The following is a 22,529-nucleotide window of genomic DNA, read 5'->3' as shown; positions in this document are numbered from 1 at the left end:
GTACGAGGGCCCGCTCCCGGGGGATGGGAGCGGGCCCTCGTGGGTGAGCGTGCGGGGGAGGGGGCGCCGGACGGACGGGCAGGGTCCGTCCGGCGCCACGACCGGGACGCGCCCGGGGCGGGCTGCCTAGAACGCCGACTCGTCCAGCTCCATCAGGTCCAGCTCGACACCCTCGGAGATCTTGCGGGCGAGGGTGACGCCCGGCAGGACGTTGGCGGCGAAGAACTTCGCCGCCGCGATCTTGCCGGTGTAGAAGGCCTTGTCCTTGGCCGAGGCGGTCGGGAGCTTCTCGGCGGCGACGGCCGCGCCCTTGAGCAGCAGGTAGCCGACGACCACGTCACCGGAGGCCATGAGCAGGCGGGTGGTGTTGAGGCCCACCTTGTAGATGTTCTTGACGTCCTGCTCGGTGGCGGCGAGGTCGGTGAGGAGGAGGCCGACGATGGCCTCCAGCTCGACGGCGGCCTTGGCGAGGTGCTCACGGGCGGTGTCCAGCTGCTCGCCGCCCTCGCCGAGCGCCAGGAACTTCTTGATCTCCTCGGCGAGGGTGTTCAGCGCCGCGCCCTGGTTGCGGACGATCTTCCGGAAGAAGAAGTCCTGCCCCTGGATCGCGGTGGTGCCCTCGTACAGGGTGTCGATCTTGGCGTCGCGGATGTACTGCTCGATCGGGTACTCCTGCAGGAAGCCGGAGCCGCCGAAGGTCTGCAGGGACTGGGCGAGCTGCTCGTAGCCCTTCTCGGAGCCGTAGCCCTTGACGATGGGCAGGAGCAGGTCGTTCAGGGCCTCCAGCGCCTTGAAGTCCTCGCCCGCCGCCTCCTTGACCTGGATCTCGTCCTGGATGGAGGCCGTGTAGAGGACGAGGGCGCGCATGCCCTCCGCGTACGCCTTCTGCGTCATCAGCGAGCGGCGGACGTCGGGGTGGTGCGTGATGGTGACCTTGGGTGCGGCCTTGTCCATGAAGTCGGCCAGGTCGGTGCCCTGGACGCGCTCCTTGGCGTACTCCAGCGCGTTGAGGTAGCCCGTCGACAGGGTGGAGATCGCCTTCGTGCCGACCATCATGCGGGCGAACTCGATGATGCGGAACATCTGGCGGATGCCGTCGTGCTTGTCGCCGATCAGCCAGCCCTTGGCCGGGTGACGGTCGCCGAAGGTCATCTCGCAGGTGTTGGAGGCCTTCAGGCCCATCTTGTGCTCGACGTTCGTCGCGTACACGCCGTTGCGCTCGCCCAGCTCGCCGGTCTCGAAGTCGAAGAGGTACTTCGGGACGAGGAAGAGGGACAGGCCCTTGGTGCCGGGGCCGTGGCCCTCGGGGCGGGCGAGGACGTAGTGGAGGATGTTCTCCTCCATGTCGTGCTCACCGGAGGTGATGAAGCGCTTCACGCCCTCGATGTGCCAGGAGCCGTCCTCCTGCTGGACCGCCTTGGTGCGGCCGGCGCCGACGTCGGAGCCCGCGTCGGGCTCGGTGAGGACCATCGTGGAGCCCCACCGCTTCTCCACGGCGACCTGGGCGATGTGCTTCTGGACCTCGTTGCCCTCCTCGAAGAGGATGCCGGCGAACGCGGGGCCCGAGGAGTACATCCAGACGGCCGGGTTGGCGCCCAGGATCAGCTCGGCGAAGGCCCAGATCAGGGAGCGGGGCGAGGTGGTGCCGCCGATCTCCTCGGGCAGGCCGAGCCGCCAGTACTCGGAGTCCATGAAGGCCTTGTAGCTCTTCTTGAAGGAGGCCGGTACCGGCGCGGTGTTCGTCTCCGGGTCGAAGACCGGCGGGTTGCGGTCGGCGTCCGTGAAGGACTCCGCCAGCTCGTTCTCCGAGAGCCGGGTCAGCTCCTCCAGGATGCTCTTCGCGGTGTCCGTGTCCATCTCCGCGAACGGGCCCGTGCCGTACAGCTTGTCGCGCCCGAGCACCTCGAAGAGGTTGAACTCGATGTCGCGGAGATTCGACTTGTAGTGCCCCATGGCGACGGCTCCGTAAGAGAGATCGGCGAGGCACTGGATCCTCGCGCTTGTTCACATACCAACGAGTAGCTTCTCTGTCGATGATGCTACCCATCGGTAATAAGAAGCAACCCCGAGCCGTCCATCTGTGACTCGTTACGCTTTGCCGCATGTACGGCTACGACCAGAGCGCCGGTTCCCAGCAGCAGTACGCCCCGCCGCCGCAGCAGCAGATGCCCGGGCAGATGCCCGGCGGCCAGATGGGGGGCGGGTACGGGCAGCAGCCACCGCTGTACCCGGAGCCGTCCCCGCCCTCCCTCGCGGACGCGGTCCGCGCCTTCACCACCGGCCAGCTGGCCGCGGAGGACTTCCAGCAGGTCTTCGCGACCTCCAAGGTGTACTGCCCGCGCGGCGACAACCCGGGGTTCCTCGCGCTGCACAACACCCAGCAGCCGGTGATCCCCATGTTCACCTCGCTCAAGGAGCTGCGCCGGTACGCCGGCAAGGAGTCCAAGTACTTCGTGATCACCGGAGCCGAGGTGATCGACCTGCTGCCGACCGGATACGGCTTCGTCCTGGACATGGAGGGGGAGCACCGGATGGTGTTCGACGCGAAGGCCGTGGAGCAGATGGTGGAGTTCGCGATGCGGCGGATGTATGGCTAGACGCCATTGCTTCGCAGACGGGTGATGCGGCGCGCGCGGCCTCCCGTGACCCCCGGATGGGCCGCGGTGGCGCCGTGTCGGCGCGCTGAACCGTTTCCTCGCCGGTGACCGGGATGGTCGTCCCGCCGTTGGTCCTCCGGGGCCAACGGCGTTCTGCTGTCCGGGACCGCGCGGGAATGGGATGCGGCTCGTGCGCTGTTGGGGGTAGCAGAAAGTTCAACAGTCAACTAAACTGAGCGCACAAGGAGGTACCGACATGCCCGCAGTGACCGTCGAGAACCCGCTGACCCTGCCCCGTGTCGCCGCGCCGACCGACGCGGTGGCCCGGCCGGTGCTCACCGTGACGACCGCGCCCAGTGGTTTCGAGGGCGAGGGATTCCCGGTCCGCCGTGCGTTCGCCGGGATCAACTACCGCCACCTCGACCCGTTCATCATGATGGACCAGATGGGTGAGGTGGACTACGCGCCGGGAGAGCCGAAGGGCACCCCCTGGCACCCGCACCGCGGCTTCGAGACCGTCACCTACATCATCGACGGGATCTTCGACCACCAGGACAGCCAGGGCGGTGGCGGCACCATCACCAACGGCGACACCCAGTGGATGACGGCCGGCTCCGGCCTCCTCCACATCGAGGCGCCGCCGGAGTCGCTGGTCATGTCCGGCGGTCTCTTCCACGGCATCCAGCTGTGGGTGAACCTCCCGGCCAAGGACAAGATGATGGCCCCGAGGTACCAGGACATCCGCGGCGGCCAGGTCCAGCTGCTCACCACCCCGGACGGCGGCGCGCTCCTGCGCGTCATCGCCGGTGAGCTGGACGGTCACGAGGGGCCGGGCATCACCCACACCCCTATCACCCTGCTCCACGCGACGGTGGCGCCGGGCGCGGAGATCACCCTGCCGTGGCGCGAGGACTTCAACGCCCTCGCCTACGTCCTCGCCGGACGGGGCACGGTCGGTGCGGACCGGCGGCCGATCCGTCTCGGCCAGACGGCCGTGTTCGGCTCGGGCTCCTCGATCACCTTCCGCGCGGACGAGCAGCAGGACGCGCACACGCCCGACCTGGAGATCGTTCTCCTCGGCGGACAGCCGATCCGTGAGCCGATGGCCCACTACGGCCCGTTCGTCATGAACACCCGCGACGAGCTGCAGCAGGCCGTCGAGGACTTCCAGAAGGGCCGGCTGGGGACGATCCCGGCGGTCCACGGGATGACCCCCGAAGGGGTGTAGAACCGTAGTTCTGCCGGCAGTCGGCTGCCGGTCTGTTCAGGCAGAAGCCCCGTCCACGCGTGGACGGGGCTTCCCGTCTTTCGGTTCACCGCGTTCCGGGTGATCATGCCCACCCGGAAAACCGCTGGATCAGCCTTCCTCCCCCTGCGTAGGTTTTGGCATGTCCACCCGGTCGGCTGACCTCCGGGACGGGTGGCTCTCAGGGGGAGATCAGCACGCCTGACCGCCCCGGCCCACAGGCCGGGGCGTCGTCAGGCGTGCCCGCTGCCCTCGCCGTAAGGACAGGGGAACGGGGACAGACCATGGACAGAGTGCTCGACGACCAGGGAGTCCGCCGCCGGGACGCACTGCGTCCTCCGGTCGCTTGAGTACTGAGGCCCCGCTGCTCCTGCGCTTCCGCACGGCCGTCGCGGTCGTCCCGACCGCCTGCTCGGCGGCCGCGACCCCGGCCCTGGCCCTCGTGCGGCGGCTGCCGCTCTGGTCGGTCCCGGTGGTGTGGACCGTGGCCCTCGGCCTGTGGGGGCTGTCCCGGCAGCACACGGTGTGGCGGGACGAGGCCGCGACCTGGCAGGTGGCACGACGGTCGGCCCCCGAGATCTGGCACATGCTGGGGCAGGTCGACGTCGTCCACGGGCTCTACTACCTGCTGATGCACGGTCTCTTCGCGTGCTTCGGCCCCGGAACGACGACCCTGCGGCTTCCCTCGGTGCTGGCCATGGCGGTGGCGGCCGCCTGTGTGACGGTCATCGGCCGCCGGCTGGCCGGGGTCCGGGCGGGCCTGGGCGCCGGGCTGGCGTTCGCGCTGCTGCCGGCGGTGCAGTTCCACCTTCAGGAGGGCCGCCCGTACGCGATCGTCACGGCCGGCGCGGGACTCTCGACGCTGCTGCTGGTGACCCTGCTCCACCGGCAGCGGGACGGCGGCCGGGGGGCGCGCGGGGCGGCTCTCTGGGCGGCGTACGGGGCTGCGCTCCTGGTGTGCGGGCTGCTGAACTGGCTTTCGCTGCTGATCGTGCCCGCGCACGCGGCGACCCTGGTGTGGACGCGGGCGGCGCGGCCGGTCTGGGCGCGGTGGGCGGCGGCCTCGGCGGTCGCGACGGCGGCTGTCCTGCCGTTGATCCTCTTCAGCCGCGGGCAGTCCGGTCAGGTGTCCTGGATACCGCCGCTGACCTGGCACATGATGATCGGGCCCGCCGTCCTGCTGACGATCGGAGGGCTCGGGGCCCTGCTGGACCGGCCCCGGGCGGGGCGGCTGTCGGTCACGGCCGTCGCGCTGCCGTTGCTGGCGGTCCCGCAGCTCGGCCTGCTCGGCCTCTCCCTGATCCAACCCCTGTTCCTGGAACGCTATGTCCTGTCCGCGATGGTGGGTCTGGCGCTCCTGATCGGGGCGGCCCTCGGCGCGGCGGTGCAGGCCGTCCCGCCGCGGTTCCCGCAGGCGGCGTCCTGGCTCGTCCCGGTGGTGGTCGCCGTCGCGACGGTGGCGCTGCTGCCGCAGTCGCTCGCCGAGCGGTCCCCCGCCAGCCGCGTCGACGACGTCCTCGCGACCGCCGAGGACGTACGACGCCTGAAGCGGCCCGGCGACGCGGTGGTCTTCGTGCCGGCGGCCCGGCGCGACACCGCGCTGGTCTCCCCCGGCGACTTCGCGGGCGTACGGGACATCGCGCTGGCCGTGAGCCCCGAGCGGTCCGGGACGCTGAAGGGGGTCGAGGCGGACCCGGCCCGGATCCGGGCCGCGATGCTCGCGCAGCGGCGGATCCTGCTGGTCACCGACAGCCCCGACGTGGCGAAACCCCCGACGGCGCGACGGGACAGGACCAAGGCCGCCGTCCTGGAGCGCTACTTCACTGTGGTGGCGGACGAGCGGTCCCACGGGCGGTGGCTGCTGGTGTACGAGCGGGACTGAGCGGGGGCGGGCCTCGGGGCGGTCGCGTCCCGGTGCCGTGCCGTGCCGTGCCGCCCGGTCGCGGGCGGGTCACCCGGGCGGGGTGTCACAGCAGGGCGGGGGAGTGCGGGGCGTGATGCCCTGGGGGTGTGCAGGTGCTTCCCGAGGGCGTGCGGCGTGTGGCCGCGTGGTGTGCCGTGCTGCTGCTCGTCGCCGGGGTGGGGTACGTCGGTGTCCGGCTGTGCGTGGAGTTCCGGACGGCGCTCACTCCGGTGCTGCTCGCCCTGCTGGGGACCGCGCTGCTGGGGCCGTTGCACCGGAGGCTGGTCGGGGCGGGGGTGCACCGGTCGGTGGCGGCGGGGCTCACCTGTGTCGCCGTGCTCGGGATCGTCGGCGGCGCCGTGTACGTCGTGGCCGTCGCCCTCGTCGAGACGGGAGACCAGATCGTCGCCTCGCTGCGGAACGCGGCGGACGATCTCGCCTCGCACTTCGGGGCGGCCGGCACCTCGCTCGACGATCTGGCCGCCCATGCGAAGGAGCTGCTCGCCCGGTTCGGCGGGACGGCGGCCTCGAACGTCATCAGCGGGGTGAGTGTCGTCGGTGAGGCCGTGGCCATGGCCGTCCTCGCGCTGTTCCTCGTCTTCTTCTTCCTGCGGGACTCCCACCGGGCCGTGGCAGCCCTGCGGGCCATGTCGCCGCGCGGGGGCGCGGACCTGGTGGAGGCGATCGCGCGGCGGGCCTTCGAGGGAGTCGAGGGGTTCATGCGGGGGACGACGCTCATCGCGCTCATCGACGCGGTCTGCATCACGGTGGGCCTGCTGATCCTGGACGTGCCCGGCGCGATCGGGCTCGGCGCGCTCGTCTTCGTGGGGGCGTACCTCCCCTATCTGGGCGCGTTCGTCTCGGGGGCGGTGGCCGTGCTCGTCGCGCTCGCGGACCGGGGGGTGGTGATCGCGCTGTGGGTGCTCGGGATCGTCTTCGCGGTGCAGATGCTGGAGGGGCATGTGCTCATGCCGATGATCCAGAGCCGGACCGTGCAGATGCATCCGGCCGTCGTGATGCTCGCGATCACGGCGGGGGCGTCGGTGGCCGGGGTGCTCGGCATGCTGCTCGCGGTGCCGCTGACGGCGGCCGTCCTCGGGGTGGTGCACGAGCTGAGGGGGCGGTACGCGGTGGAGGGGGCCGGGGGGTGAGCCCCGACGGGCCGGGCGGGCCCCGGCCCCGTGTGTGCGGCTCCTAGACGAGTCATTCCGATGTGATCAGTGGTCGTAGGCGATCAAGGATCGAATGACGGGCTGACCGGTCTTGTGGTTGTGCCAGATCGCGGCGGCCATCGCAAGGATGCGCTGGGCGACGCGGACGGCGACACCGTCGAAGGTGCGGCCGCCGTGCCGTTCCAGGTCGAGCTGGCCTTTGAGGGTGTCGTTGACAGACTCGATCAGCTGCCGCACCGACTTCAGGAGACTCTCGCCCCTGCGCTTCTTCTCGCGCTTGAACGAAGGACGCAGCAACTCCGCGCCCCGGAGGGCCAGATCGGCCTCGAACTCCTTGGAGGCGAAGCCCTTGTCCGCGATCACCAGCAGCCCCGGCCGGCCCGCAGCCAGGTGCGGTTCGCGATCCAGCATCGCGGACAGCACTTCCCGCTCGTCCGTTTTCGGGTTCGCCAGTGCCCACAGGATCGGCATGCCGGTCGGGGTGCACACCAGGTACAGGCGCAGGCCCCAGAAGAACCGGGAGTGCGAGGCGCAGTACCCGTATCCGGCCCAGCCGGCCATGTCCGACCGCTTCACCGTCGGACGCGAGCGGCCACACTCCACCGGCGTGGAGTCGATGATCCAGTGGTTGTCGAACCAGAAGTCCGTATCGACGGCCAGCAGCCGTATCACCTTCTTGACCAGCGGCAACGCAGCCCTCAGCCGCTTGTTCCAACCCGGCTGCCTGGGCACGTACGGGAACATCGCTCCCAGCCGGGAATCCACGAACCGCAGCCACCGCGACTCCGAAGTGAAACCCAGTAGAGCCTGCGCGACGGCAAGAGTGACCAGCTCGGAATCCGTCAGCCGCGGCGGCCGGCCCAGCCATCGGGTACCGCCGATCCCGTCGTCGATCTTCACGTACAGTGCCGTCAGCAGGGCGTCCAGGTTGTTCGTCACACAGCGATCTTGGACGCCCTGTCTGCGTTCCCGGACACACCGTCAGCATTCGGAATGACTCGTCTAGTGCCGCGGCAGGCAACGTTCGCCCCGTCGCGACGCCCGGCACGCTCCCCCACTCTCGGCTTCGCTCGAGCGGGAGGGCCCCCACCGCCGCACCGGGCACAAGCCCGAGTACATCCAGCACGAGGGCATGCGCCCGGCACGCCGAGAGCACGCACCGGACGCCGCTCCTTCACGGGCAAACGTTGCCTGCCGCGGCACTAGTTCATCGGTCTACCGGTCTCCCGTTCGAGCCGTCCGGTGGTGGCGTCTCGTGCAGCTCGAACCAGGTGCTCTTGCCGTCGCCGCGGGGGTCCACGCCCCAGGCGTCCGCGAGCATGTCCATGAGGACCAGGCCGCGGCCGGAGGAGGCGAGTTCGCCGGGGTGGCGTTTGTGGGGGAGGGCGTCGCTGGCGTCGGTGACCTCGACGCGTATCCGGCGCTTGCCGCCGTCGCCGGTCACCTCGGCGACGAGGAGGGCGTCGGCGTCCGTGTGGACGAGGACGTTGGTGAGCGTCTCGGAGACGAGGAGCACCGCGGAGTCGACCTGGTCGCGGCAGTTCCAGTCGTGGAGCAGTTCGCGCACCTGCTGGCGGGCGCCGGCGATGCGTTCGGGCTCCGCCTGGGCGACGGTGAGCGCGGTGCGGCGTACGGGCGGGCGCAGGGCGTCGTCGTGGTCGTGCCCCTCGCTCTTGCGGCACAGCAGCAGCATCGCTATGTCGTCCTCCCGCCGGTCGGCGAGCGGGCCGGGCGTGTGGTGCGAGGAGGGGCCGTGCACCCCTTGCACCAGCGCGTCCGCCAGCGCCTCCAGCCGTCCCGGCGCCAGACCCGCGAGGCCCGGGTCGGCGGTGGCTAAGACGGCGGTGCCCGGCCCCTCGCCGAGCGGCTCCCCGGCGGGCCCGTCCCCGGGTGGGGCCGGGTCGAAGGATTCCAGGATGGTGCGGATGCGGCGCCAGCCGGTGTCGAGGTCGTGGCCGCCCGTCTCGATGAGGCCGTCGGTGCACAGCAGCATGGTCTCGCCGGGTTCGAGGACGAGCCGGGTGGTGGGGTAGTCGGCGTCGGGGTCGATGCCGAGGGGGAGCCCGCCCGGGGTCGGACGGACCAGCACCGTGCCGTCGGCCATGCGGACCACCGGGTCGGGATGCCCGGCGCGGGCGATGTCGAGCACGCCGGACGCCGGGTCGACCTCGACGTAGAGGCAGGTCGCGAAGCGCAGGTCGGCGAAGTGGGCGGCGGAGTCGTTGGTGACGCCGTGCAGGAAGCGGGAGGCGCGGGAGAGGACGGCGTCCGGGGGATGCCCCTCGGAGGCGTAGGCGCGCAGGGCGATGCGGAGCTGGCCCATGAGCCCGGCGGCACGTACGTCATGGCCCTGGACGTCACCGATCACCAGGGCGAAGCGGCCGCTCGGCAGGGCGATCATGTCGTACCAGTCGCCGCCGACCTGCAGCCCGCCGCCGGTGGGCACGTACCGTGCGGCGACGCTCATGCCCGGTATCTCCGGCCCCAGCGTGGGGAGCATTGTGCGCTGGAGGCCGTCGGTCAGTTCGCGTTCGGTCTCGGCGGCCCCCGCGCGGGAGAGCGCCTGGGCGAGCATGCGGGCGACGGTGGTCAGCACCGAGCGCTCGTCGGGGGTGAAGGTGACGGGGTGGGTGAAGCCCGCCATCCACGCACCCATCGTGCGCCCGGCGACGGTCAGCGGCAGGAACGCCCACGACTGCCGGGCGAACTGTTCGGCGAGCGGCCAGGCCGTGGGGTAGCGGGCCTTGTAGTCCTCGGGGGAGGAGAGATAGACGGCACGGCCGGTGCGGGCCACCTCGGCGGCCGGGTAGTCCGTCTCCAGCGGCATATGGGTGAAGGGGCCCTCGGCGCCCCGGCTGTGACCGTGGTGGCCGATGACGGTGAGACGGTCGGCCTCCACGCCGAAGACGGCGAGCCCGTCCGGGGAGAATCCCGGCATCGCCAGGCCCGCCGCGACCCGCAGCACCTCCTCCGTGGACCGCGCCTCGGCCAGCGCGCGCCCGGCGTCCAGCAGGAACGCCTCGCGCGAGCGCCGCCAGTCGCCGGTGACGGACGGCGCGCGGGCGGCGGTCGCCGGCGAGGGTTCGGTGACCTCCTGGAGGGTGCCGATCAGCTCGAAGGACCTGCGCACCGGGTCGAACGTCGGCTTGGAACGGCTGCGGACCGTGCGGAGCACCCGGCCGTGTTCGTCCATGACCCGGATCCGCACCTCGGCGAGGGTGTCCTCGGCGACGGCGAGCTGCACCACCGACACGATCTCGTTCCAGTCGACGGGGTGCAGACGGGACCGCGCACCGGCCTGGGTGAGGGTCGCCGGCTCGGCGGCCAGCCCCAGGAGCCGGGCGGCCTCGGCGTCCACCGTGACGGTTTCGGCAGCGCTGTCCCAGGTCCACAGTCCCGTCGCGAGGGCGGACAGGACGTCCCCCACAGTGGGCGGGGGCTCACCAGTGCGCATTGACCCACTCTAAGAACAGCTGATCGGACCGTGCCACCGGCGCTGTACCGGGTACCGATCGGGACCGGAGGCACGACAAGGGAACACGACCGGTGGCGACGGAGGTGACGGCAATCGACGCTAGCGACAGTAACCGCTTGCGGTCCTGCCCATGGCTATGACCGTGTGTATCCGGTCAGGGTTGAGCCTCTCGTGCGAGAGGGCTCTCGTCCGTCAGCGGTAAATGGTGGGGAGGTGATCTCGGGGTGGCCGGTACCCTGGGGCTTGTTTCACGTGAAACATCGGCCGTGAGACACCGGCCGTGAGGCACCCGCCAGATCCCCGATCAGCGAAGGCTGGATGAACGACGATGCATCGGTACAGGTCCCACACCTGCGGCGAGCTCCGCGCCTCTGACGTCGGCACCGACGTCCGGCTGAGCGGCTGGCTGCACAATCGGCGCGACCTGGGCGGCATCCTCTTCATCGATCTCCGCGATCACTACGGCATCACGCAGCTGGTGGCCCGTCCGGGCACCCCGGCCTACGAGGCGCTGGACAGGATCTCCAAGGAGTCGACCGTCCGCGTGGACGGCAAGGTCGTCTCGCGCGGCTCCGAGAACGTCAACCCGGACCTGCCCACCGGCGAGATCGAGGTCGAGGTCGGCGAGGTCGAGCTGCTCGGCGCGGCCGCCCCGCTCCCCTTCACGATCAACGCCGAGGACGGGGTCAACGAGGAGCGGCGCCTGGAGTACCGCTTCCTCGACCTGCGCCGCGAGCGCATGCACCGCAACATCATGCTGCGTACGGCAGTGATCAGCGCCATCCGTCACAAGATGACGGCCCTCGGCTTCAACGAGATGGCGACCCCGATCCTGTCCGCCACCTCCCCCGAGGGCGCCCGCGACTTCGTCGTGCCCTCGCGCCTCAACCCGGGCAGGTTCTACGCCCTCCCGCAGGCCCCGCAGCAGTTCAAGCAGCTGCTGATGATCTCGGGCTTCGACCGGTACTTCCAGATCGCGCCCTGCTTCCGTGACGAGGACGCGCGCGCGGACCGTTCGCCGGGCGAGTTCTACCAGCTCGACGTGGAGATGTCCTTCGTCGAGCAGGAGGACGTGTTCCAGCCCATCGAGAAGCTCATGACCGAGCTGTTCGAGGAGTTCGGCAACGGCCGGCACGTCACCTCCCCGTTCCCGCGCATCCCGTTCCGCGAGTCGATGCTCAAGTACGGCTCCGACAAGCCGGACCTGCGGGCCCAGCTGGAGCTGGTGGACATCACCGACGTCTTCGAGGGCTCGGAGTTCAAGGCCTTCGCCGGCAAGCACGTACGCGCGCTCGCCGTGCCGGACGTCTCCGCCCAGCCGCGCAAGTTCTTCGACCAGCTCGGCGAGTACGCGATCGAGCAGGGCGCCAAGGGCCTCGCCTGGGTGCGGGTGGCCGAGGACGGTTCGCTGTCCGGCCCGATCGCCAAGTTCCTCACCGAGGAGAACGTCGCCGAGCTGACCAAGCGCCTGTCGCTGGCCGCCGGTCACGCGGTCTTCTTCGGCGCGGGCGAGTTCGACGAGGTCTCGAAGATCATGGGCGCGGTCCGCGTCGAGGCCGCCAAGCGTGCCGGGCACTTCGAGGAGGGCGTCTTCCGGTTCTGCTGGATCGTCGACTTCCCGATGTACGAGAAGGACGAGGAGACCGGGAAGATCGACTTCTCGCACAACCCGTTCTCGATGCCGCAGGGCGGTCTGGAGGCCCTGGAGACCCAGGACCCGCTGGACATCCTCGGCTGGCAGTACGACATCGTCTGCAACGGCGTCGAGCTGTCCTCCGGCGCGATCCGGAACCACGAGCCCGACATCATGCTCAAGGCCTTCGAGATCGCGGGCTACGACCGTGAGACCGTCGAGGAGCAGTTCGCGGGCATGCTGCGCGCGTTCCGCTTCGGCGCCCCGCCGCACGGTGGCATCGCGCCCGGCGTCGACCGCATCGTCATGCTCCTCGCGGACGAGCCCAACATCCGCGAGACCATCGCCTTCCCGCTCAACGGCAACGCCCAGGACCTGATGATGGGCGCGCCGACGGAGCTGGAGGAGGCGCGGCTGCGCGAGCTGCACCTGTCGGTGCGCAAGCCCCAGCCGAAGTAGGGCCTGCCCTTTTCGCCAGGCTTTTCCGTGAAGGGACCGGAAATCGTTCGTCGATTTCCGGTCCCTTTCGCGTGCGCGCACCGGAAAAGCCGGTGAACCGTCCAATGTGACGCGCTGCCCGGCCGGACCGGCGGGGATGCACCGCCGCCGCGATGCCGGTACCGGCCCTGACCTCGGCCTCCGCGTCCGCTTCGGTGTCGCCGGCCGAGTGCCACGGGGTACGCGGCAGATCACGCCCGCCCGTATTCCCGCCGGAAAAGGACGGCGATTTCGAGCCGCTTCTCCTTCCGGAACGGAATCCGCGCGCGAATGCGAGGTGAACCACAGGTCCTTCCCATGGCTTTGACAGCCTGCCTCCCTAATTTCCTGGCCATGACGGGAAACCAGACCGGAAACGAGAAGGCCCAAGGGCCGAAGCACAAGCGGGACCTGACGCGCCGCAGGGTCGTCGTGGCGGGCGCGGGCGCCGTGGCCGCCGTGGGCGTGGGCGGAGCGGTCGTCGCCACCGCGAGCGCGGGCACCAAGGGCGAGGCGGCCAGGAAGACCCTCGCCACCGCGAGCGCGAGCGCCGGCGAGGAGTGCTACCGGCTCACCTCGGAGACCACCGAAGGCCCGTACTACATCGACGCGGACAAACTCCGCCAGGACATCACCGAGGACAAGGAGGGCATCCCCCTCACCCTCCGGCTGAAGGTGATCGACGCCGAGACCTGCAAGCCGGTCCGCAACGCGGCCGTCGACATCTGGCACTGCGACGCGCTCGGTCTCTACTCGGGCTACGAGAGCTTCTCCGAGGGCGGCGGCACCCCGCCGACCGACGCCCCCACGGGCACCCCCACGGACGTGCCGACGGGTGAGCCGCCGGCCGGGGGCGGCGGGGGCGGCGGGGGCGGTCACGAGGAGCCCACCAGCGACACCCGCTATCTGCGCGGCACCTGGAAGACCGACCGGCAGGGCCTCGTCACCTTCGAGACGGTCTTCCCGGGCTGGTACCGGGGCCGCTGTGTGCACATCCACACGAAGGTCCACGTCGACGGCGAGTGGACGGACGCCGGGTACGAGGGCGGCACCACCTGCCACACCGGACAGTTCTTCTTCGCCGAGGAGGCCGTGCTCGACTCCGCCGAGGTCGAGCCGTACTCCACCTCCACGACCGAGCGCACCACCCTCGACGACGACACGATCTACGACGGCAGCGGTGTCCAGGGAGGGCTGCTCAAGCTGAAGTACCGGAAGAAGAACGACATCTCCCGCGGTGTCGTCGGCTCCCTCACGGTCGGTGTCGACCCCGAGGCCACGCACACCGGCAGCTGACCCGGCCGCCGTACGTCCGGCCCGGAACCCCCTGTGGTTCCGGGCCTTCGGCATGCGCCGGAGCCGCGCCGGGTACCCGCCGGGGAGGTCATCAGGTGACGCACAGGTTTCCCGACGGAGGAACACAGCGGGAGGAGGTGTGATGGGACGTACAGGGTGAGGGAACCCGTAGGAGCTGGAGGAGGCCATGAAACCGGTCGTGATGGTGGCGGTGTTGCTGGTCGTGGGGGCGGTGGTCGCGATCGTCGCGCGGCGGCGGTCCGTGGGCGACCCCGGTCCGGCGTCCGGCCTGGACGCGGAGGCCGACGCCAATCGCCGGGTCGTACGGCTGGGCGGCAGCCTGGCCGGCATCGACGTACGCGCCCAGGCCGGGGCGGGCGGGGCCGCGGCCGAGTCCCTGACCGACGCCACCGAACGCCTGCGCACCGCCCGCGCCCAGCTCGCCCGGGCCCGCACGCCCGACGACTACGCGCGGGTCTCCCGCACGGCGGTCGAGGGGCTGGACCATGTGCGGGCGGCCCGTGCCGCGCTGGGCATGGAGACGGGGCGGCCACCGGCCACCGCGAGCGGCTCGGTCACCGCCACCCGCTGACCCTCCGGCCGGCGGGACACCTGGGACGACACGCGTCTTCCGCTCACTCGGGGTCCTCCTCCGGCGGGGATGCCAGCGCCTCCTCCTCCAGAAGGCGTTCGGCGATGTCGTCGGCCCAGGTCTGGGCCCAGCGGCGGAGTTCCAGGACTGCCTCCGCGTCCAGCCCGTGGCGGACGAACTCCCGGTCGTCGAGCCACTCGGTGCCCTCCAGACGGGACTGCAGGTCGGTGAGATCGAAGGTGCTGGACGTGGCGGAGGTGTGGCGCCGGGCCAGTTCCTCCAGTTCGGTGACGGTCCGCTGCGCGGTGGCCGCGTGCACGGCGATCAGGTCGCGGGCGGCGCCCCGGTCGGCCACGGCCCGGACCTTGGCGCCGAGCACGTCCTCCAGGGAGAGCGTCGGGCCCCACGCCGTGCGGACCGGCGGGTGCCAGAGGGTTTCCTTCAGCAGGTCGAGGGTGTGTTCCTCCGCCGTGACGGGATCGGTGACGAGGAGACGGGCGGAGAGCGGGGACGTCTCCACCGCGTGCGCCGCCCAGCCGCGTTCCGTCAGGCCCGCCCGGACCGCCGCGGCGATCTCCGCCATCGGGGCTGCGTGCTCCGTCGCCACCTCCATGTCCCGGCCGGGCGGCCGCGCCTGGACGAGCCCGTGCGCCTGCGCCGCGAGATCGCCGGTGAGGGCGAGGGTGTACGGGGCACCGGTCTCCAGCACGTCGTCCAGGAGCCGGCGGAGTTCGTCGGGGACGCCGTTCACGGGTGCGCCCCGAGGACGGCGGGGCGCTGCGGTGCCGGGTCTCTGCGGTGCCGGGAGGGGGCCATGCGGGAATTATCACGGCCCCGCCGGCCGGACCGGTCGGTACGGCTCAGTACGGCCGGCGGCCCAGCCAGTTCCCCGGCGGGTCGAAGTTGGCCACCACGAAGGTCCAGCCGTTCCCGCATCGGGCGCCGGCCGCGCCGACCCGTGTCGAGGTGCGCCAGACCAACTGGGTGTAGTGCAGGCACTCCCGGTCGTTCACGCAGGCGTTGGAGGGGCGGTCGTAGTCGTCCCGCTCGTCCAGCCAGAGGCGGGCCGCGTCCGCGAGGGAGTAGCGCGGGTTCGACCCCTTCGCCAGGTTCTCGCCGAACCGGCTGTTCGAGTGGATCAGCTCGCAGTCGGCGACCCGCACACGCGCCCACCGCCGGGCGTGCGCGGCGACGGACTCGTCCCAGACCAGCGGGGGCACGCCTACGTCGGCTCGCGCCTCGTTGACGACCGTCAGGAAGTCGCCGATCTGCGAGGGTCGTGCCGGGGGCGCCACCGAGCCGGCCGCCCCCGGCGCGGTGGCCGTCGTCGCCGTGATCGCCTCCACGGCCGTGGGCCGGGGGCCGGCCGCCCGGGCCGTCACCGGCGCGAGGGTCAGCAGGGCCGCCACCGCGGCCGTCGTCGCGCGCCACCTGTCCCGGCCGGGCGCCGGACCTCGTCCCACCACTGCTTCCGTTCCCCTCTTCGTGCCAACTTCCCTGCCACCGCCGACACTTGTACGGCAGGTGCCGTAGCGTGCGAGGGCCCAAGGAGCGCTCTGCCACCCCATCGGGGGAAACGGGGGCGGCGGGGGTTTGGGCCGGCCGCCACGGGGGCGGCGGGGATTGGGGCGGACGCCCCGGCCGGCCCCGCCTCCGACGGTACGGTCGCCCGGGGCGGTGCGCGCGTTCGGTGCGCGGCAGAGGGTGGGGCGGTGCGTTGTCGGGTGCGGGTGCGTGGGGGCTTCTCGCGCAGTTCCCCGCGCCCCTGAAACCCCAGGCCCTGCGGGCCTGGAAGCCCGGAGCCCCATGGCCCTGAAAGGCGGCCGGTGTCGGGCGTGAGAAGCACGGGGCGCAGCCCCTGCTTCTCAGGGGGCGCGGGGAACTGCGCGACCAGCCCCCACGCACCCGCACCCGCCCACGCACCCGCCACTCCCTCCACCGACCCGGGGGCCGGTGGCTACGGTGTGTGGCCGCTGGTCGGGGTGTGGGTGAGTCTGGAGGGCAGGTACATCACTCAGTGCTCGCCCGAGGTCTCCACCGCACGGTCGGAGAACAGGTCCTCGGCGCGCTCGACCGTGCCCGCCCGGTCGAGCCAGGCACTGACGAGGGTGAGGTCGGTGCACGAGGCGATGCGTTCACGGACGTCCTCGGTGACGGGGACGCCGCGTACTTCGAGGACGCGCAGGACCCCTTTGGCCTCGCCTTTGGCCTCGCCCTCCAGGTAAGCCGTCTCGCGGACGGTTCCGCGACCGGGAAAATAGCTGACGAAGCTCATGATGTCCCTCTACTTTTCTCCGGCGGGGGTACCCCGCAGGTTGATTTCCAGGAACTCGTAGAAGTAGTCGACCGCCTTCTCGTCCGTCGCCTGCAGGGCGCGGCCCATCGCGTCCAGTATGTCGTTGATCAGGGCGTTTCGGGCGTGGGTCAAGGCGGAGAAGGCGGCCATGGCGAGGTTGTTCGCCGCAGTCCTCGCGTCAGTGATCACCGGAAGGTTGTCCGGTCCGACGACCATGGGGTGGGTGCGCTGGGTGGTCCAGCCTCGGGTGCCACAGTCGAAGGGGCCCGACGCCCACTTGGCGGTGCGCCGGTCCTGGCAGACGACGAGCAGGAGCACGGGCAGCCGGTACTTGGACTGGAGGTACGAGACGTAGTACGGCCAGCTCATCTCCTTGCCGGGCTTCCGGTCGCCCTGTACTTCGACGGCGAGCATGAAGTCCTCCCCGTCGGACGGGCCGATGCGCAGCACGGTGTCCACGCGCCGCTCCAACGGCTTGGTCTCCGTCACGTCGGTGGTGAGCGCGTCCACGGTCGCCTTCCCGGGAAAGGGGAGGCCGAGCACCTGGAAGACAGGTGCGAGGATCTCCGGCCTCTCCTGGAAGATGCGGTGCAGGCCCTCATGGGCTGATGTGACCATGAGGGGAGGCTAGGGAGCATTCAGGCGTGGTCCGGGGCGACTTGAGAGTGGATCACTCTTTCGAGTAGCGGCAAAACGTTCACGCCGTCATCTGCGCAGCCCGGCGGGGGCGTCGCTACGCGGGTGTGCCGAAGTTCTGGGTCCAGTAGTTGCCCGGGCCCGCCAGGCCGATGCCTATTTCCTTGAAGCCGCAGTTGAGGATGTTGGCCTTGTGGCCGGGGCTGTTCATCCAGCCGTCCATGACGCTGTCGGCGGTGCCGTACCCGGCGGCGACGTTCTCGCCCGCCGAGCGGTACGCGTAGCCGACGCGGCCGAGGCGGTCGGTCATGGAGGAGCCGTCGGAGCCGGTGTGGGACATGTTCGAGTGGTCGGCCATGTCCTGGCTGTGGTTCTGCGCGGCCTTGGTGAGCTTCGCGTCCACGGTCACCGGCGAGCAACCCGCCTTCGCGCGCTCGGCGTTGACCAGTTCCAGGACGCGGTCCGCGGGGCCGGAGTCCGCGCTGGTCGGGGCGGGGGCGGGGGTGACCTTCGCCTTCGCGGGGTTCGGGGTGTTCGCGGGACCGGTCGGCTTGTCGGCGGTGTCCGCCGGCTTCTCGGCGGGCCGGTCGGCCTTCTTCGAGGGGGACGCGCTCGGTGTGGGGCTCGACCGGCGCTTGCCCGGCTTGCGGGACGGGGTGGGGGAGGCCGGGGCGTCCGCGACGGAGATCCGTTCCCGCTCGGAGGGCGTGCTCGACGGTGTGGGATCGGGTGCGGGGTCCGACTTCTGTCCGCCCCACCAGGAGGCGGCCGTGTCGCGCCAGCCGCCGGGCCCGTCACCGCTCACGACGAGGGTGGTGCCGCCCACGGCCACCACGGCCACCACGACCGCTGCGGCTATGACGGCCCTCCGGCGTCCGGCACCCCGGCGCTTCGCCTTCGCGGCGTTGCGGGCGGAGGCCCTCGGGGCGCCCTTCTTCCGGCGGTGACTGCTCATGCATGGCCTCACAGACTGGTCCGGCTTCGGTCCGACGGCGTCGCGACCTCGGCGGCCGTGGCCGTGGCCCTGGCGAGCCCGGTCATTATGGAGACCGTCGAGCACCCCGGGCAACGAACATGCGTGCTACTTCGGGTGTGGTCCTGGTTACGTTCCGTGCAGGCTCCGCCGTCGACGAGGCGCACCCCCGGCGCACCCGCCCCCGCGTCAACACCCGTCCGGGACCAGGCAGAAAGCCGTTGCGCGCCGACGGCCGGAGCCGACGTCACGGATCTCGGCCGTCGGTTCGATTCGGTATCCGGTGGCTGAAATGGCCGATAGATGCAAGGAGGAGTGCGTTGTCGCCCTCGAAAAGCGGGGCGATTGACTCCATTGCGGCACATTTCGGTCGTGACGCATGTCACCCCGATTCGAGGTGGGTGAAGGACGGCCGCAGACTGGAAGGACGTGGCGGGGCTCCCGTAGAGCGGATCCTCGTACGGAGATTCCCGAGGCCCCGCGACGGATCGGCCGTGGAGGAATCATGACGGCAGTCACGCGGGCGCAAGCCCCGGTCGAGATCGAGGGCGACGGCCTCGAAGTGCGCATCCAGGACCTGGGCGACGGGATGAGCGTCGCGTTCCTCAGGCTGCCCCAGGGCATCGACATGACCCCGGCCCTCAAGGGCCTCCCCGACGATCTGTGCCAGTGCCCGCACTGGGGCTTCGTGGTCCGCGGCCGGCTGCGGATGCGCACCAAGGAGGGTGAGGAGTTCTACGAGGCCGGACAGGCCTACTACTGGTCCCCCGGCCACTCGCCGGAGGCCCTTGAGGACGTCGAACTGGTGGAGTTCTCCCCGACGAAGGAGTTCCGGGAGGTGCTGGACCACATCAAGTGACCGGCACCCGCTGAGCCCCGCCCGCCGGCCCCCGCCTGCCCGCACGACGGTGGCCGTCCTCAAGTGGCCATCGAGGAAGTTCAGTTCGGCGGCAACCTATCCGCGAGCCGCGACCACACATGAGTCGGAACCCCCTTCACAGGGGCTCCACACGAACCACGTGTTCCCCCGCATCACGTACGTTACGTAAGGACTCATCCGTGGCCTCTGCCTCCCCGCGCCCGTCCCACCGCCGGTCCCTCCGCAAGCGCCGGACCCTCGTGGTCTCCGCCGCCGCCGTGGCCGCCGCGGTCGGCGCAGGCGTCCTCGTGATGAACGCCAGTGCCAGTCCCGCCGACCTGTACCACCAGGTGCTGCCCGCCAAGGACGGCTGGGCGGCGTCCGGCTCCGGTACGACCGGCGGCGCGAAGGCCGACGCGGCGCACACCTTCACGGTGTCCACCCGGGCGGAGCTGGTGAAGGCGCTGGGCTCCGCCACCGACACCACCCCCCGGATCATCAAGATCAAGGGCACGATCGACGCCAACACCGGCGACTCCGGCAAGAAGGTGACCTGCGCGGACTACGCCTCCGGCACGGGTTACTCGCTCTCCGCCTACCTGAAGGCGTTCGACCCGTCGACCTACGGCAAGAAGGCTCCGAAGGGCGCACAGGAGACCGCGCGCGAAGCCGCCGAGACCAGGCAGAAGAAGAACATCGTCTTCAAGGTGCCCGCCAACACCACCCTCGTGGGCGTCCCCGGCACCAAGGCGGGCATCCTCGGCGGCAGCCTGACGGTGCAGAACGTCAAGAACGTCATCATCCGCAACCTCACCTTCGCGGACACCCAGGACTGCTTCCCGGCCTGGGACCCGACCGACGGCTCGTCCGGCGAGTGGAACTCCAACTACGACGCCGTCACGGTGCGCGGCGCGACCAACGTCTGGGCAGACCACAACACGTTCACGGACGCGCCGACCTTCGACAAGACCGAGGCGACCCACTACGGCCGCAAGTACCAGGTCCACGACGGCGCCCTCGACATCACCAACGGCTCGGACCTGGTGACCGTCGAGCGCAACCAGTTCCTGAACCACGACAAGACGATGCTGATCGGCTCCAGCGACACCGACTCCAGCGGCAAGCTGCGCGTGACGATCCACCACAACCTGTGGAAGGGGATCGTGCAGCGGGCACCCCTGGCCCGCATCGGCCAGATCCACCTCTACAACAACGTGTACGACACGACCACGGTCAACGGCTACGCCCCCAAGTACAGCATCGACTCCCGCGCCAAGGCCCAGGTCGTCGCGGAACGCAACGTCTGGAGGATCCCGGCCGACGCGAAGGCCGCGAAGCTGCTGAGCGGCGACGGCACGGGCTCGGTCGCCGGCACCGGCAACATCGTCAACGGCAAGGCCACCGACCTCGTCGCCGCGTACAACACCGCGAACTCGTCGAAGAAGCTGAAGACCACGGTCAACTGGACCCCGGCCCTCACCGCCGGCCTCCAGAGCACGGTCACGGACCTGCTGACCGACCTGACGGGTACGGGGACGTCGGCCGCGGGCGCCGGCCTCCTGTCGTAGCCCTCATGAACTCCTGGCCGGGGGCGCCACCTTGAGGCCGGGAAGGTGTCCCGGACCCGATCAGGAAGGGGTCCGGGACACACGCGAAGAGGGGCCCGGGGCGCGAGCACGCTCCCTGGGCCCCGTGGGCTGAGCGGCCGCCCCAGCCGATCAGGTGGTCTACGAGTGGCTCGACCGTGGAGGGGTCAAGCAGCACCACAGGTCTCAGAATCCCAGATAGGTGATCTGGACGACGTAGACCCGCTCGCTGCGTGCGACGACCTGGTACGTGAACATGCCGCCAGGGACGATCATGTTCCCGCCCTTCGGGTCGAACCCGGCATGGGCGCCTCCCTGTACGTGGAGTGCCTCCGCAGCCCTGACCAGTTCGTTCGCCTTCTTCTCCACACCCGAGAGGAAGCCGGGTGGAGCAGTGCGGGCGGCCTCCTCCGCGCCGAAGGCGTACTCCCACTTACAGCTCACCCGCGCACAGCCTTCATGGCCTCGTCCAGTACGTCGCTCAGCTCTCGTAGCGCTTCGTGCGTGACGACGGGATCCTCGTGCTCCAGGTCGCTCGTCGCGCGAGCGTGGCGGGCGGACAGCTCGGGGCGGCGGGCGATCTCGATGTCCCTGGCCCAGGCGAGGACCCAGCTCTGTACCGGACTCAGGGACTGCCACTCGACGGCCTTGGCGAAGGCTTCGTCCTTCGTCCTCTGCATCTCTTCCAGACGGCCCGGGTCGACGACGGCGAGGGCGGCGCGCAGGGCGTCAGGAGTCTGTTCGGGGCGGGGGATCAGCTCATGCCCGTGATCGGCCTGGGTGCTCATGGTGTCCTCCAGAGGGTGCCCCGGCCAGAGTATCCGGCGAAGGGCGAGCAGGCTCTCGCCGCTCACCGCGCCACCTCCAGGTGTCCGTGCGCCAGGCCGGAATCCCCGGCGGGGCGCTCCCGGCAGTCGCGGCACCGTGCGCCGGGGCCGGGCGAGCGGAAGCCGCGGTCACAGCCGTCGCAGTTCCGGACCTTGTACTGGACGGGCGTGGGTGCCGGCTCGGCGGCGGCAGGGGCGCGCCACGGTGGCAGAGGCGGGAGCCGGTCTGTCAGGCGGTGGGCCAGGAGGGCGGCCGGGCGGTACAGGGGTTCGGCGGGCAGGTCGCTGGTCAGGGCGTCGCGTACGGCGGTGGGGGTGAGGTCGCGCTCCAGCCAGGCGGCGACACCGGGAGCGAGGTGTTCGGCGTCGGTGGCGGAGAGCAGTAGGCGGGGGTCTTCGCGGCGGAGACCGGCGAGGATGTCGGTCGCTGTCCGGAGGAAGGCCGGGGAGGTGTACCCGGGCTGGGGCACGGCGGGGAGGGCTCGGCGAGGGGGCTTCTTCCGCTGCTCGGCCGCCCGGCGGGCCGGGGCACCGGCCGCGTGCTCGGGTGCGTCGGCGGGCGCGTCCCCGTGTCGGCCCGGCTGGTTGCAGGAGACGGTTCGGGTGACGATCCGGCCGCTCTCGGTGCGTTCGCGGGTGCGGCGCAGGTAGCCGTGGGTCTCCAGTTCGCGCAGGCCGGCGGCGATACGGGCCGAGCTCTCCGGGAAGCGGCCGGCGAGCGTCCTGATGTCGACGCGGGCGCCGGTGGGGAGCGACTGGATGTGGACGGCGAGCCCGATGGCCAGCGCGGACAGCTCCGGGTGCTGGGCGAGGTGGTTGCCGACCACCGTGAAGCGGGTGGAGTGGCGGGAGTTGTCGTGAATCACGCCGCCCGTGCGGGTGCTCCGGCGCGGGTTGTTTTTGCCCGTGGGACGGGCCTGGGCGTGCGGGTGCACGCTAGGGTTCTGCGTATCCATCGGGA

General features: G+C 70.9%; 20 protein-coding genes. 9 read left to right on the top strand and 11 right to left on the bottom strand.

Annotation, left to right across the window (positions count from 1 at the left end; all coding sequences use genetic code 11):
• Positions 1-126: 126 nt before the first annotated feature.
• Positions 127-1,953 carry an acyl-CoA dehydrogenase gene (locus SCAB_RS21425; RefSeq protein ID WP_013002175.1) on the bottom strand — a complete coding sequence of 609 codons (1,827 nt, stop codon included), beginning with the start codon at positions 1,951-1,953 and terminating at the stop codon, positions 127-129.
• A 149-nt stretch (positions 1,954-2,102) separates the two neighbouring features.
• On the opposite strand from SCAB_RS21425, the gene SCAB_RS21420 reads away from it, so the two are divergent.
• From SCAB_RS21420 to SCAB_RS21405, 4 genes are all read left to right on the top strand, one after another.
• Positions 2,103-2,597, top strand: coding sequence for an SseB family protein (locus SCAB_RS21420; RefSeq protein ID WP_013002174.1), 495 nt, complete (start codon positions 2,103-2,105; stop codon positions 2,595-2,597).
• 256 nt (positions 2,598-2,853) lie between these two features.
• On the top strand, positions 2,854-3,825 hold the full coding sequence (locus SCAB_RS21415) for a pirin family protein (RefSeq protein ID WP_013002173.1): 972 nt from the start codon (positions 2,854-2,856) through the stop codon (positions 3,823-3,825).
• Positions 3,826-4,285: 460 nt separating this feature from the next.
• The gene (locus tag SCAB_RS21410; protein WP_231885264.1) at positions 4,286-5,725 is read left to right on the top strand and encodes a hypothetical protein; all 1,440 of its coding nucleotides are present in this window, start codon (positions 4,286-4,288) and stop codon (positions 5,723-5,725) included.
• 128 nt (positions 5,726-5,853) lie between these two features.
• Positions 5,854-6,897: an AI-2E family transporter gene (locus SCAB_RS21405; RefSeq protein ID WP_013002171.1), complete on the top strand. Its 1,044-nt coding sequence runs from the start codon at positions 5,854-5,856 to the stop codon at positions 6,895-6,897.
• Positions 6,898-6,963: 66 nt separating this feature from the next.
• Here the strand turns inward: SCAB_RS21405 and SCAB_RS21400 are convergent, their stop codons facing one another.
• Both SCAB_RS21400 and SCAB_RS21395 read right to left on the bottom strand, forming a co-directional pair.
• The gene (locus SCAB_RS21400) at positions 6,964-7,857 is read right to left on the bottom strand and encodes an IS982 family transposase (RefSeq protein ID WP_013000191.1); all 894 of its coding nucleotides are present in this window, start codon (positions 7,855-7,857) and stop codon (positions 6,964-6,966) included.
• Positions 7,858-8,125: 268 nt separating this feature from the next.
• A complete protein-coding gene (locus tag SCAB_RS21395; RefSeq protein WP_013002170.1) occupies positions 8,126-10,372 on the bottom strand; it encodes a SpoIIE family protein phosphatase in 2,247 nt (748 codons plus the stop codon).
• Positions 10,373-10,721: 349 nt separating this feature from the next.
• Between SCAB_RS21395 and aspS the strand changes: the two genes are divergently transcribed.
• The 3 genes from aspS (at position 10,722) to SCAB_RS21380 (ending at position 14,391) form a co-directional block, all read left to right on the top strand.
• Positions 10,722-12,485 (top strand): aspartate--tRNA ligase, encoded by a 1,764-nt coding sequence (gene aspS / locus SCAB_RS21390; protein ID WP_013002169.1) that lies wholly within the window; start codon positions 10,722-10,724, stop codon positions 12,483-12,485.
• A gap of 372 nt (positions 12,486-12,857) precedes the next feature.
• Entirely contained in the window at positions 12,858-13,799 is a 942-nt protein-coding gene (locus tag SCAB_RS21385; RefSeq protein ID WP_013002168.1) for an intradiol ring-cleavage dioxygenase, read from the top strand.
• Between the two features lie 187 nt (positions 13,800-13,986).
• Positions 13,987-14,391: a hypothetical protein gene (locus SCAB_RS21380; protein WP_013002167.1), complete on the top strand. Its 405-nt coding sequence runs from the start codon at positions 13,987-13,989 to the stop codon at positions 14,389-14,391.
• 43 nt (positions 14,392-14,434) lie between these two features.
• Here SCAB_RS21380 and SCAB_RS21375 read toward each other — a convergent pair whose 3' ends face one another.
• From SCAB_RS21375 to SCAB_RS21355, 5 genes are all read right to left on the bottom strand, one after another.
• Positions 14,435-15,142: a hypothetical protein gene (locus tag SCAB_RS21375; RefSeq protein ID WP_013002166.1), complete on the bottom strand. Its 708-nt coding sequence runs from the start codon at positions 15,140-15,142 to the stop codon at positions 14,435-14,437.
• A 109-nt stretch (positions 15,143-15,251) separates the two neighbouring features.
• Positions 15,252-15,854 carry a pathogenesis-related family 1 protein gene (locus tag SCAB_RS21370; RefSeq protein WP_231885105.1) on the bottom strand — a complete coding sequence of 201 codons (603 nt, stop codon included), beginning with the start codon at positions 15,852-15,854 and terminating at the stop codon, positions 15,252-15,254.
• Between the two features lie 551 nt (positions 15,855-16,405).
• Positions 16,406-16,666, bottom strand: coding sequence for a hypothetical protein (locus tag SCAB_RS49285; RefSeq protein ID WP_013002164.1), 261 nt, complete (start codon positions 16,664-16,666; stop codon positions 16,406-16,408).
• A 9-nt stretch (positions 16,667-16,675) separates the two neighbouring features.
• The gene (locus tag SCAB_RS21360; RefSeq protein WP_013002163.1) at positions 16,676-17,305 is read right to left on the bottom strand and encodes a hypothetical protein; all 630 of its coding nucleotides are present in this window, start codon (positions 17,303-17,305) and stop codon (positions 16,676-16,678) included.
• Positions 17,306-17,420: 115 nt separating this feature from the next.
• On the bottom strand, positions 17,421-18,278 hold the full coding sequence (locus SCAB_RS21355) for a CAP domain-containing protein (RefSeq protein WP_037723320.1): 858 nt from the start codon (positions 18,276-18,278) through the stop codon (positions 17,421-17,423).
• A gap of 523 nt (positions 18,279-18,801) precedes the next feature.
• Between SCAB_RS21355 and SCAB_RS21350 the strand changes: the two genes are divergently transcribed.
• Both SCAB_RS21350 and SCAB_RS21345 read left to right on the top strand, forming a co-directional pair.
• Positions 18,802-19,155 (top strand): cupin domain-containing protein, encoded by a 354-nt coding sequence (locus tag SCAB_RS21350; RefSeq protein WP_013002161.1) that lies wholly within the window; start codon positions 18,802-18,804, stop codon positions 19,153-19,155.
• A 200-nt stretch (positions 19,156-19,355) separates the two neighbouring features.
• Complete coding sequence (locus SCAB_RS21345; RefSeq protein ID WP_013002160.1) at positions 19,356-20,723, top strand: pectate lyase family protein; 1,368 nt, start codon at positions 19,356-19,358, stop codon at positions 20,721-20,723.
• A gap of 204 nt (positions 20,724-20,927) precedes the next feature.
• Here the strand turns inward: SCAB_RS21345 and SCAB_RS21340 are convergent, their stop codons facing one another.
• From SCAB_RS21340 to SCAB_RS21330, 3 genes are all read right to left on the bottom strand, one after another.
• Positions 20,928-21,185, bottom strand: coding sequence for a hypothetical protein (locus SCAB_RS21340; RefSeq protein ID WP_013002159.1), 258 nt, complete (start codon positions 21,183-21,185; stop codon positions 20,928-20,930).
• Positions 21,182-21,529: a hypothetical protein gene (locus SCAB_RS21335; RefSeq protein WP_049875876.1), complete on the bottom strand. Its 348-nt coding sequence runs from the start codon at positions 21,527-21,529 to the stop codon at positions 21,182-21,184. Before SCAB_RS21335 ends, SCAB_RS21340 begins: the two co-directional genes overlap by 4 nt.
• Positions 21,530-21,591: 62 nt before the next feature.
• Complete coding sequence (locus SCAB_RS21330; RefSeq protein WP_013002157.1) at positions 21,592-22,524, bottom strand: DNA-binding protein; 933 nt, start codon at positions 22,522-22,524, stop codon at positions 21,592-21,594.
• Positions 22,525-22,529 lie beyond the last annotated feature (5 nt).

This window comes from Streptomyces scabiei 87.22 (assembly GCF_000091305.1).
Lineage (GTDB): Bacteria > Actinomycetota > Actinomycetes > Streptomycetales > Streptomycetaceae > Streptomyces > Streptomyces scabiei.
This window is presented reverse-complemented; position numbering and strand designations above follow the sequence as displayed.

Excerpts from the sequence above, each read along its gene's own strand:
- SCAB_RS21425 (WP_013002175.1), bottom strand. The coding sequence starts at position 1,953 with ATGGGGCACTACAAGTCGAATCTCCGCGACATCGAGTTCAACCTCTTC.
- SCAB_RS21420 (WP_013002174.1), top strand. The coding sequence starts at position 2,103 with ATGTACGGCTACGACCAGAGCGCCGGTTCCCAGCAGCAGTACGCCCCG.
- SCAB_RS21415 (WP_013002173.1), top strand. The coding sequence starts at position 2,854 with ATGCCCGCAGTGACCGTCGAGAACCCGCTGACCCTGCCCCGTGTCGCC.
- SCAB_RS21395 (WP_013002170.1), bottom strand. The coding sequence starts at position 10,372 with ATGCGCACTGGTGAGCCCCCGCCCACTGTGGGGGACGTCCTGTCCGCC.
- aspS (WP_013002169.1), top strand. The coding sequence starts at position 10,722 with ATGCATCGGTACAGGTCCCACACCTGCGGCGAGCTCCGCGCCTCTGAC.
- SCAB_RS21385 (WP_013002168.1), top strand. The coding sequence starts at position 12,858 with ATGACGGGAAACCAGACCGGAAACGAGAAGGCCCAAGGGCCGAAGCAC.
- SCAB_RS21380 (WP_013002167.1), top strand. The coding sequence starts at position 13,987 with ATGAAACCGGTCGTGATGGTGGCGGTGTTGCTGGTCGTGGGGGCGGTG.
- SCAB_RS49285 (WP_013002164.1), bottom strand. The coding sequence starts at position 16,666 with ATGAGCTTCGTCAGCTATTTTCCCGGTCGCGGAACCGTCCGCGAGACG.
- SCAB_RS21360 (WP_013002163.1), bottom strand. The coding sequence starts at position 17,305 with ATGGTCACATCAGCCCATGAGGGCCTGCACCGCATCTTCCAGGAGAGG.
- SCAB_RS21355 (WP_037723320.1), bottom strand. The coding sequence starts at position 18,278 with ATGAGCAGTCACCGCCGGAAGAAGGGCGCCCCGAGGGCCTCCGCCCGC.
- SCAB_RS21350 (WP_013002161.1), top strand. The coding sequence starts at position 18,802 with ATGACGGCAGTCACGCGGGCGCAAGCCCCGGTCGAGATCGAGGGCGAC.
- SCAB_RS21335 (WP_049875876.1), bottom strand. The coding sequence starts at position 21,529 with ATGAGCACCCAGGCCGATCACGGGCATGAGCTGATCCCCCGCCCCGAA.
- SCAB_RS21330 (WP_013002157.1), bottom strand. The coding sequence starts at position 22,524 with ATGGATACGCAGAACCCTAGCGTGCACCCGCACGCCCAGGCCCGTCCC.